Source organism: uncultured Neisseria sp. (assembly GCF_951230505.1).
In the GTDB taxonomy this organism is placed as follows: domain Bacteria; phylum Pseudomonadota; class Gammaproteobacteria; order Burkholderiales; family Neisseriaceae; genus Neisseria.
On sequence record NZ_CATNVN010000052.1, the window covers coordinates 1 to 11,201 of the forward strand.

The window sequence follows — 11,201 nt, forward strand, 5'->3', positions numbered from 1 at the left end:
CAAAATAAACTACTCTTCACCCAATAATTGCTCGCGGGTCAACAAGAATACAAACCCATCGCCTCCGCTGGTTTCCAACCAAGTAAACGGCAATTCCGGATAAGCCGCTTCCAAGACTTCGCGGTTGTGGCCGATTTCAACTAACAATACACCTTTGGGATTCAAATATTTTGCCGCTTGCAGAATGATTTGACGCGTAGCGTCCAAACCATCTTCGCCGCTACCCAAAGCCAATTCCGGCTCATGTAGGTATTCATCAGGTAACGCTTCCACAGATTCCGCATCGACATAAGGCGGATTGGAAACGATTAAGTCATAAGTTTCATCCAAACCTTCAAACAAATCGGTATGCACCAAGCTGATACGGTCTTCCAAGCCATAATCTTCAATATTGATGGCGGCCACTTCCAGCGCATCCAAGCTCAAATCAACGGCATCGATTTGTGCGTCGGGATAGTGATGCGCCATTTGAATGGCCAAACAGCCGCTACCGGTACACAAATCCAAAGCTCGATGTACCAACTCATCATGTTCAATCCAAGGACGGATACCGTCGCCCAGCAATTCGTAAATGAAAGAACGAGGCACGATAACGCGCTCATCAACATAAAAATCAAACTCACCCTGCCATGCCTGATGCGTCAGATACGCGGCAGGAATATGCTCCACTGCGCGGCGTTCGAGAATGGACAATACCTCTTCCTTCTCACTTTGCAACAATTTGGCATCCAAATAAGGCTCCAACGTATCCAACGGCAGATTCAAAGTGTGCAAAATCAGATAGGCTGCCTCGTCATGGGCATTATCGCTTCCGTGTCCGAAAAACAGTCCGGCATCATTAAAACGGCTGACGGCGAAACGCAACAAATCGCGAACAGTGGTCAGCTCTTGAGCAGCTTGCTTAAACATAATGTTTTGTCTTGTCGATTTAAGAATATTGAAATTATAACAGAAAGGCCGTCTGAAAACTTTTCAGACGGCCTTCGATTTAATTCAGCTTAAGATTATTTATCGCGGCTGAATACGATTTTGGTAGCTTGGATAGCAACGCAGACAGCACCACCGATAAAGATCAAGTCAGCAGCGGTACGAACCCAACGCAGGGTATCCAGAATTTCCATTTGCAGGAATTCTTCGCTACGTGCATACCACAGACCGTGAGTGATAGAAGCATAAGCTTGAATCACGCCGACCGGCAACAGGCTGATGGCAATCATACCCACCAGGCCGCCGTTCAACAGCCAGAATGCCCAAGTCATCAGTTTGTCGTCAAATTGAGCATTAGGTTTCAGGTAACGTGCAACCAGCAATACGAAGCCCAGAGCCAAGAAACCGTACACACCGAACAGAGCCGCGTGAGCGTGAACTGCAGTAGTGTTCAGACCTTGGATGTAGAACAGGGAAATCGGCGGGTTAATCAGGAAGCCGAATACGCCGGCACCAATCATGTTCCAGAAGGCAACTGCTACGAAGCACATCAGAGGCCAACGCAGACGTTTCGCCCAGTCGGACAGGTGTTGGTAAGACCAGTGTTCGTAAGCTTCACGACCCAGCAGAACCAAAGGTACAACTTCCAAAGCGGAGAAACATGCACCGATTGCCATAGAAGCAGAGGTAGAGCCGGAGAAGTACAAGTGGTGCAATGTACCTGGAATACCACCCAACATGAAGATGGCAGCAGCAGCCAAAGTAGAAGCAGTAGCAGTACTACGGCGGACAAAGCCCATGTTGTAGAAGATGAATGCAAAGGCGGCAGTAGCGAACACTTCGAAGAAACCTTCTACCCACAGGTGAACCACCCACCAACGCCAGTATTCCATCACAGCGATTGGAGATTTTTCACCGTAGAACAGGCCAGGAGCATAGAACACACCCACACCGACCATAGAAGCTACGAAGATAGCCAACAGGTTTTTGTCTGTACCTTTTTCTTTAAAGGCAGAGACAGTACAACGCAGCATCAGGAACAGCCACAACAGCAAGCCGACCATCAGCAACAGTTGCCAGAAGCGACCCAGATCCAAGTATTCGTAACCTTGGTGACCGAACCAGAAGTTCAGCTCAGGCGGAATGATGTGGGTCAAAGCAAAGAAGTTACCTGCATAAGAACCACCGACTACGATGAACAGGGCGATGTACAGGAAGTTCACACCGGCACGTTGGAATTTAGGATCTTTACCGCCGTTCACAATCGGAGCCAAGAACAGACCTGCTGTCAGGAAGCCGGTTGCAATCCAGAAAATAGCGGATTGGATGTGCCAAGTACGGGTCAACGCATATGGGAACCAGTCGGCCATTTCAAAGCCCAGTGCGGTATCGATACCGTAGAAGCCTTGACCTTCGACAGTATAGTGAGCAGTCAAACCACCCAACAGTACTTGTACGACAAACAGCGTAACAGTCAGGAATACATATTTGCCCAACGCTTTTTGAGAAGGAGTCAGTTGTACTTTGGAAATAGGATCCTCGGTAGGTACTTCAACCTCTTCGTGTTTGGTCAAGAAAGAGTAACCCCACATCAGCAAGCCGATACCCATCAGCAACAATACCACGCTGGTGAAGGACCACATGTAGTTTTCAGTAGTCGGTACGTTGTTGATCAAAGGCTCGTGCGGCCAGTTGTTGGTGTAAGTGAAGTTCTCGTCAGGACGGTTGGTCGAAGCAGACCAAGAAGTCCAGAAGAAGAAGTTGAACAGTTTTTCACGCGCTTCTTGGCTTGGCAATGTGTTGTTTTTCATTGCAAAGTGTTCGCGAGTGGTTTGGAACTTAGGATCGTCGCTGTACACACCGTGGTAGTAAGGCAGAATACTTTCGATCGCTTTCACGCGGGTATCGCTGATAACGACAGAACCGTCTTCCTTAATACGGCTTTGGTTGCGGTATTCGTCAGCCAAACGGGTTTTCAGAACAGCTTGTTCCTCAGGAGAAACTTCGTCAAATTTTTTGCCGTAAGTTTCTTGCGCAGTCAGATCCAACCATGCAACCAGCTCGCGGTGCAGCCAGTCGGCAGTCCAGTCCGGAGCTTGGTATGCACCGTGACCCAATACAGAGCCAACTTCCATACCGCCGGTAGTTTGCCATGCAGATTGACCTGCCAAAATATCGTCTTTGGTCATCAGGACTTTGCCGGATGCAGAAACGACTTGTTCAGGGTATGGCGGAGCCTTTTTATAGACCTCGCTACCCATATAACCAAGAATGGTAAAGCATACTGCCAGTACGGCAAACAGCAAGTACCAAAGCTTCTTGTACTGTCCCATTTTGAGTACTCCTTGATTTTGGTAAAAAGTGGTTGGGTATTAATTCATCAAATATGAATGTTAAAGATTGTATCACGGTTTTAAAAGTAAAGAAATATTTTGTCAATAATATTCCTTTAAAACCATTAACTTACATGATATTGATTCCTATTATCCTATATAACTCCTCCTTTGTTATATTTTGTGTTAAGCCCACACTAACATTTTCACACAAAAATAAACTTTTCGGTTTAGTTTTTTATACTACTAAAGGAGTATTTAAGGATTAAAAGATTCATATTCATTGAACAATTTGATTTATGTCAAAATGCACCCAAACAAGCGCCTACATAATCATACAAAATTTCAAACCATCCTATCAGGATACTTAACTTTTCTTACAATAAGGAAACTTTAAACATGAAACGCCAAACCTTAGCTGCACTTATCGCTTCTGTATTTGCACTGGCCGCATGCGGCGAACAAGCTGCTAAACCAGCTGAAACTCCGGCTGCCACCGCTTCTGCCGAAGCTCCTGCTGCTTCTGACTCACAAGCTGCTGCCGAGACTCCTTCTTCAGAATTGCCTGTAGTCGATGCCATCATGACTCACGCTCCGGAAGTTCCACCTGCAATCGATCGCGATCATCCGGCTAAAGTACGCGTTAAAATGGAAACCGTCGAAAAAACCATGACTATGGAAGACGGTGTTGAATACCACTACTGGACATTCAACGGCGACGTTCCGGGCCAAATGATCCGTGTACGCGAAGGCGATACCGTAGAAGTAGAATTCTCTAACAATCCTTCTTCTACCGTTCCTCACAACGTTGACTTCCACGCTGCTACCGGTCAAGGCGGTGGTGCAGAAGCTTCCTTCACTGCCCCAGGCCACACTTCTACTTTCAGCTTTAAAGCTCTGCAAGCCGGTTTGTACATTTACCACTGTGCCGTTGCTCCTGTAGGTATGCACATCGCCAACGGTATGTACGGTTTGATCTTGGTTGAACCTAAAGAAGGCCTGCCTAAAGTAGATAAAGAGTTCTACATCGTACAAGGTGACTTCTATACTAAAGGTAAAAAAGGCGCTCAAGGCCTGCAACCTTTCGACATGGATAAAGCCATTGCCGAACAACCTGAATACGTTGTATTCAACGGCCACGTGGGCTCTATCGCCGGCGACAATGCCCTGAAAGCTAAAGCTGGTGAAACTGTTCGTATGTACGTTGGTAACGGTGGTCCTAACTTGGTATCTTCTTTCCACGTTATCGGCGAAATCTTCGACAAAGTATATGTTGAAGGTGGTAAACTGATTAACGAAAACGTACAAAGCACTGTGATTCCTGCCGGTGGCGCCGCCATGATCGAATTCAAAGTCGATATTCCAGGCAGCTACACTTTGGTTGACCACTCTATCTTCCGTGCGTTCAACAAAGGTGCTTTGGGTCAATTGAAAGTTGAGGGTGACGAAAACCCTGAAATCATGACCAAAAAACTGAGCGACACCGCTTACCAACCTGCCGGTGCTGCCGCTTCTGCCCCAGCCGCTGCGTCTGCCGCACCTGCTGCTTCTGAAGCCGCTAAATAATCCCTCGGTTTAATACACCAAGCCACTGCTACTCTTCTCTTAGAGTCGCAGTGGCTTCCATCACAATTAATCTTCCTATTCAATCAGACAGATTAATTTTTCAGACGGCCTTGTTATGATTAGGCTATCTTAAAAATAAATTTTCTGTTTCAATCGATAATAAGGGCGTACCATGAAACTCATACGACTCCTCCTCTTAGGCAGTGCCTTAATCTGCAGCAATACATTTGCAGCCGAAATGGTAAAAATCGAAGGAGGCAGCTATCGCCCTCTCTATCTTAAAAAAGAGACTTCCCTTATTAAAGTCAAGCCCTTCCAACTTGACAAATATCCTGTAACCAATGCCGAATTCGCCGAATTTTTGAAAACACATCCACAATGGCAAAAAGACAAAATCAGCTCTAAACAAGCTGAAAAAGCTTACCTGAAACATTGGGTAAAAAACGGCAGCAACAGTTATACGCCTAAAGCCAGCGAACTCAAACATCCGGTAACTAATGTTTCATGGTTTGCCGCCAATGCCTACTGCGTTTCCAAAGGCAAACGCCTGCCGACTATTGACGAGTGGGAATTTGCAGGCTTGGCTTCTGCCACTCAAAAAGACGGCTCTGCCGAACCCGGCTACAACCGCACCATCTTGGATTGGTATGCAGACGGCGGCCGAAACGGCCTGCACGACATCGGTAAAAACAAACCCAACTACTGGGGCGTATACGATATGCACGGCCTGATTTGGGAATGGACTGAAGACTTCAACAGCAGCCAACTCTCAGCTGGTTCATCCAACACCCAAATGTTCTGTAGCGGCGCATCCGTAGGCTCAAGCGACCCGTCCAACTATGCGGCATTCTTACGCTACGGCATCCGTACCAGCCTGCAGTCCAAATATGTTTTAAATAACTTGGGCTTCCGCTGTGCGAGCAAATAAAGTTTAGTTTTTATCACCAAAGCAGCTTTGGCGGTACTGAAAGGTATCGCCGCTTTTTTTGGCCGTCTGAAAAGATATGGCGCACAAAGACAAATTGTGGCATAATCCGCCCGTCTTTATAAAAAGGCACTTAGGAGTTTGCTTAGGTCGTTCGGCTTGGCAAACTTGTCTGAACCTGAAAAGGTTCTTTTATTTTCGGAGTTATCCATCATGGCATTGACCGTAGAACAAAAAGCACAAATTGTTAAAGATTTCCAACGTAAAGAAGGCGATACTGGTTCTTCTGAAGTACAAGTCGCTCTGTTGACTTTCCGCATCAACGACCTGACTCCTCACTTCAAAGCCAACCCTAAAGACCACCACAGCCGTCGCGGCCTGTTGAAGATGGTTAGCCAACGTCGTCGCCTGCTGTCTTACCTGCGTCGTACTCAGCCTGATACTTACCGTACACTGATTACCCGCCTGGGTCTGCGTAAATAATTTATGCTTAAAATCAACACCGCCTTTAGGCGGTGTTTTTATTCGTATGCCCATGCCGTCTAAAACACAGGCTCACTCTGTGTTATACTTCCACACGCTTAAGCAGCAAGGCTTAAACTCCCAATCACTCCTTAAAGCTCCCATCAAAGCGAGAATCTGAATTGTCTGTTCATTCCATGTTGCACTCAGGAAAATTTTGGCTGAAAACCCTGGTTTCCAGCATTACCGCGCTTTTATGCCTCGCGGCGGTATTGAGTGCCTTAATGTTCCGCATATTCAACACAGAAAACATCGACGCATTTATACAAAAAAACTTTTCCGCCCATGGCTGCCAAATCAAATACAACGCCACTATCGGCAGAAAATGGCTGCCGCGCCCTACGCTTATTTTAAAAGACCTCAGCCTTTCATCTTCCGAACCTGATACGCCGACGCTGAACATTGCCGAGTCCAAAATGGGCTTTGGCTGGAGCAGCCTATGGTCAGACGCCCCCATTCTTGAAAAATGGATTCTTTCCAATCCATCTCTGACGCTGGGCCCAAAAAACCACTTGCCTGCCTGCCTGCAACAAAAACATGCATCAAAAGAAAGCTTCCAGCTCAACCGCATTATCATCAATAGCGGCAGCATCCGCTATCACAATAAAGAGCAAGATATTGCCTTAAACGATCTGCAATTTTCCCTGCGAAGAGCCAATTCAGACGGTCGTCCATTCGATATCAGCGGCACACTGCAAAACATCGGCAACCCCATCAGTTGGCAGGGCGCAGGCTATCTGGTACCCAACAATGCCGGTTGGAGTGTTCCCTCCCTTAAGCTGAACCTGCAAACCGTATTACTCAAAAACAAGCTGGATGCCCAAATCGCAGGCAGCCTTAATTGGCAAAATCAAACCGCCCTTTTGCGCGACTTCAATCTGCAAGCCGAAAGCGACTATCAAAACTTGCATATCAACGCACGTTCTCCCCTCTTGCAATTCAAAAACGGCTATTTGCACCTCAACACACTCAACGGCGCATTGACCGCCGGCAGTGAAAACAACCAATGGGACGGCTCATTCAAACTGGACAAAACCAACCTCTATCCAACCGTTTTGACCGCCACCAATTTTGAACTCAAAGGCAGCCATAAAAACGACCACCTCCAGACCAACTTTACCTTTTCCAGCCCATTGGTTTGGCAAAAAGGCAAAGGCATTGATGCGCCCAAACTGCACCTCAGCACCCTGCAAGACACCATCAACCGCCTTCCCCGCCCCCGATTCATCAGTACAGTCGAAGGACAGGCCAATTTCAGCCTCAATACATGGGAAGGCCGTCTGAAAGGCGCATTTGACAGACAAGCCCTCGCCTTGGCCTTTAAATACCAACGCGATGCCCAGCCGCGCCCGCACCTTGACGCCGGTATCGCTTTACAAAAACTCAATCTGACCCCTTACTTGGAAGATCTGAAAACCCAGCCATCACTGAATCTTCCTTCCCTGCTGACCAAATCCTGGTTGCCCAACATTGAGGCCAACCTCCAAATCGGCAGTATTCAAACTGCCGGCCTGCAATTAGAAAACATCGAATCCCTGCTCACCGCCGATAAAGAACATATCGCCCTGCACCGTTTCAAAGCCGGGCTTTATGGTGGCAAAACCGAGGGGGGCCTGAGTATTGCAGCCACCCAACCCGCTTCCTACCACCTTCAGCAAAACGCAAAAGGCATACAAATTCAGCCGCTGCTGCAAGACTTGTTCGGCTTCCACAGCTTCAGCGGCAGCGGCGACGCCGTTATCGACATTCAAACTTCCGGCAACGACCGCGCTCAAATGATACAGGCCCTAAACGGCAGCCTGCTCCTCGATATTACCAACGGCGCATGGCACGGCATCGATATGGACAGCATTCTGAAAAACGGCATCTCTTCGGAAAAAATCGACAACAGCAACCTCAAAACCCCTTTCCATCATTTCATCCTCAATAGCGAAATCGAGAAAGGCATCAGCCATCATATCAACACCGAACTGTTTTCCGACAGCCTGCACGTTGTCAGCAGCGGCTATACCGATTTGAATACCCAAAAGCTGTCCGAAAACCTGCTTATCAGCAACGTACTGCAACCTAAAAACAAACCGATTCCCCTCAAAATCGGCGGAACCGTACAAAACCCTTCCATTACCCTTGATTACAGCCGCTTGACCAATGGCATGAACACACCGGCAGAAAAACAAAAAGCCCTGCAAGAAACCATACAAGAACAATGGAAGTGGCTCAAACCGCGCTAGATTTTCAAATCGAAGGCCGTCTGAAACCCAAAAAGTTTCAGACGGCCTTTTATCAGCTACATTGTCAAAATAAGATGTTTACTTAGGAATGACCATATAAATAATCAGTGCAACAATGATGGCAAACCATATAGTCAACATTATCAAGCCTTTTTTGGAGAGTTTTCTTTTTCTCCAATCGAGCCTCAATATTTCTATCGTACCCTCAAACATCACCCCAATCATTTCCATCACGATTTGAAGTATAAATTCCAATAGAAATGACATCTACAAGCCCAAACTCTCCCAAATCTCATCGATTTTGGCCGTAACGGCAGAGTCTTTTTTGATTACTCGTCCCCATTCGCGGTCGGTTTCGCCCGGCCACTTGTTGGTCGCATCCAAACCCATTTTGCCGCCAAGTCCGCTGACGGGGCTGGCGAAGTCGAGGTAGTCGATAGGTGTGTTTTCCATCAAAACAGTGTCACGTACAGGGTCCATGCGCGTGGTGACCGCCCAGATGACTTCTTTCCAGTCGCGCACGTCCACATCGTCATCGACCACGATGATGAATTTGGTGTACATAAACTGGCGCAGGAACGACCAGCAGCCCATCATCACACGCTTGGCGTGTCCGGCGTACTGTTTTTTCATGCTGACCACTGCCATGCGGTAGGAACAGCCTTCGGGCGGCAGGTAGAAATCGGTGATTTCGGGGAACTGTTTTTGCAAGAGCGGTACGAACACTTCGTTCAACGCCACGCCCAAAACGGCGGGTTCATCGGGCGGTTTGCCCGTGTAGGTGGAGTGGTAAATCGGGTTTTCGCGCATGGTGATGCGTTCGACCGTAAACACGGGGAAATGGTCCTGCTCGTTGTAATAGCCCGTGTGGTCGCCGTATGGTCCTTCCAGCGCGGTTTCGTTTGGATGGATGACACCTTCCAACACGATTTCAGCACGGGCAGGCACTTGCAAATCATTGCCGATACATTTCACCAGCTCCGTCCGCGAACCGCGCAGTAGTCCGGCAAACTGGTATTCGCTCAAAGTATCGGGAACAGGCGTTACCGCGCCCAAAATGGTAGCAGGGTCGCAACCGAGCACGACGGCGACAGGATACGGCGTATCGGGATTGAGTTTGCGGAATTCCTGATAATCCAGCGCGCCGCCACGATGCGACAGCCAGCGCATAATCAGCTTGTTTTTGCCGATTAACTGCTGACGGTAAATACCGAGATTTTGGCGTTTTTTGTTTGGTCCGCGCGTGACGGTCAAGCCCCACGTTACCAGCGGCGCAACGTCTTCCGGCCAGCAATGCTGAATTGGAAGTTTATATAAATCAACGCCTTCACCTTCCCATACGATTTCCTGACACGGCGCGTTTTTCACCACGTTCGGCGCCATGCTCCAAATGTCTTTCAGCAACGGCAGTTTGGAAAACGCGTCCTTAATGCCTTTGGGCGGTTCGGGTTCTTTCAGATACGCCAACGTCTGCCCGATTTCTCGCAGTTTAGACACACTGTCCGCACCCATGCCCAGTGCCACGCGTTCGGGCGTACCGAACAGATTCGCCAAGACAGGATAATCATAACGCGTACCGTCAGGCTTAATCGGATTTTCAAACAACAACGCCGGCCCTTCAGCGCGCAGCACGCGGTCGGCGATTTCGGTCATTTCCAAATGCGGCGACACCGGATGCTGAATGCGCTTGAGTTTGCCATCAGCTTCCAATCCGGCGATAAATTCTCGCAGATCTCTGTATTTCATGTTGATCCTTATTTGAGGCCGTCTGAAAACCAAATTTTGGATTTCAGACGGCCTGAATCATATATTGCAATATGGCTTTGGGGCATTCGCTGTTTTCAGCAAAAACCAATATGTACCATATGGGTTGTGAATACTGAACTCCCAGCCCTTGTAGCAGAAATCTATCCACGTTTCACCTGTAATCGTATCAGACACGAAGGTAATAGGCATTCCGCTGAAGTGGACAATTTGCTCAATAGCGGACAGGTTTACAAAACAGTTGCAGGAAAAGGTAGGAAATATCAAGTATGGTTTCGTTCAAGAGAGGAATGTTTACCTTTTTGTTCTTAGTAATCCGATCCGAATACCGCATCTATCCTTGCCTGCGCTTCAGCGTATTCTATGCCTTGGTAAAAGTCGCGTACCAGCGGATGTTTACTGCTTTGATGGAGTTGTAGCAGAGGACGTTGGTTATTGAGCTGAGTAACGACATTACAATGCAGACCGAAGGTGTTGGTTTCATATGGGGGTAGCCAGTTGCATATCATACCGAAATAAACAACGTTTTCCGGATTATCATGGAAGTGGCTTTTATAATCGTTAAAACTCTTTTCGCTGACAGATACCCATACGCCGTATTCCAACGTTTCCTCATGTCCGATAATGGGGATATGCAGCACCGTGCGGATAAAGCGGTCAGTTTGGTCAGGATAGCGGATAATGCAGAAATCACCGTTACACTCGGCCTGGTAGGTACTACGTTCGTCCTCGCTTAACTCATTATAGGGATCTGGAGTGATAAAGCCGATTGCGGGCATCTCTTCATGATTTTCGCCGCAGGAAGTACAAGTGTACATAATGGATTCCTTTTGAATTTTAGATTCTTTAATTCCACAACCAACTTTCCAAACAGGCCGTCTGAAAACAGACTTCCATTTCGGGTTTGAAAGATAAACCAGCAGCTATTGTACC

Annotated in this window: 8 protein-coding genes; 4 read left to right on the plus strand and 4 right to left on the minus strand. The window is 47.7% G+C overall.

Going from position 1 to position 11,201, the window contains the following annotated elements:
* Positions 1-9: 9 nt before the first annotated feature.
* On the minus strand, positions 10-909 hold the full coding sequence (gene prmB / locus Q1M25_RS04925; RefSeq protein ID WP_049322128.1) for a 50S ribosomal protein L3 N(5)-glutamine methyltransferase: 900 nt from the start codon (positions 907-909) through the stop codon (positions 10-12).
* Positions 910-1,004: 95 nt separating this feature from the next.
* Positions 1,005-3,260, minus strand: coding sequence for a nitric-oxide reductase large subunit (locus Q1M25_RS04930; RefSeq protein ID WP_300482392.1), 2,256 nt, complete (start codon positions 3,258-3,260; stop codon positions 1,005-1,007).
* Positions 3,261-3,659: 399 nt separating this feature from the next.
* On the opposite strand from Q1M25_RS04930, the gene nirK reads away from it, so the two are divergent.
* The 4 genes from nirK (at position 3,660) to Q1M25_RS04950 (ending at position 8,504) form a co-directional block, all read left to right on the plus strand.
* The gene (gene nirK / locus Q1M25_RS04935; protein WP_300482394.1) at positions 3,660-4,826 is read left to right on the plus strand and encodes a copper-containing nitrite reductase; all 1,167 of its coding nucleotides are present in this window, start codon (positions 3,660-3,662) and stop codon (positions 4,824-4,826) included.
* 172 nt (positions 4,827-4,998) lie between these two features.
* Entirely contained in the window at positions 4,999-5,754 is a 756-nt protein-coding gene (locus Q1M25_RS04940; protein WP_150537623.1) for a formylglycine-generating enzyme family protein, read from the plus strand.
* Between the two features lie 210 nt (positions 5,755-5,964).
* Positions 5,965-6,234, plus strand: coding sequence for a 30S ribosomal protein S15 (gene rpsO, locus Q1M25_RS04945; RefSeq protein ID WP_003679932.1), 270 nt, complete (start codon positions 5,965-5,967; stop codon positions 6,232-6,234).
* Positions 6,235-6,395: 161 nt separating this feature from the next.
* Positions 6,396-8,504 carry an AsmA family protein gene (locus Q1M25_RS04950; protein WP_300482399.1) on the plus strand — a complete coding sequence of 703 codons (2,109 nt, stop codon included), beginning with the start codon at positions 6,396-6,398 and terminating at the stop codon, positions 8,502-8,504.
* A gap of 267 nt (positions 8,505-8,771) precedes the next feature.
* On the opposite strand, the gene ubiD is transcribed toward Q1M25_RS04950, so the two are convergent.
* A complete protein-coding gene (gene ubiD / locus Q1M25_RS04955; protein ID WP_300482402.1) occupies positions 8,772-10,250 on the minus strand; it encodes a 4-hydroxy-3-polyprenylbenzoate decarboxylase in 1,479 nt (492 codons plus the stop codon).
* Between the two features lie 326 nt (positions 10,251-10,576).
* Entirely contained in the window at positions 10,577-11,086 is a 510-nt protein-coding gene (locus Q1M25_RS04960) for a DUF2199 domain-containing protein (RefSeq protein WP_128580824.1), read from the minus strand.
* Between the last annotated feature and the right edge of the window lie 115 nt (positions 11,087-11,201).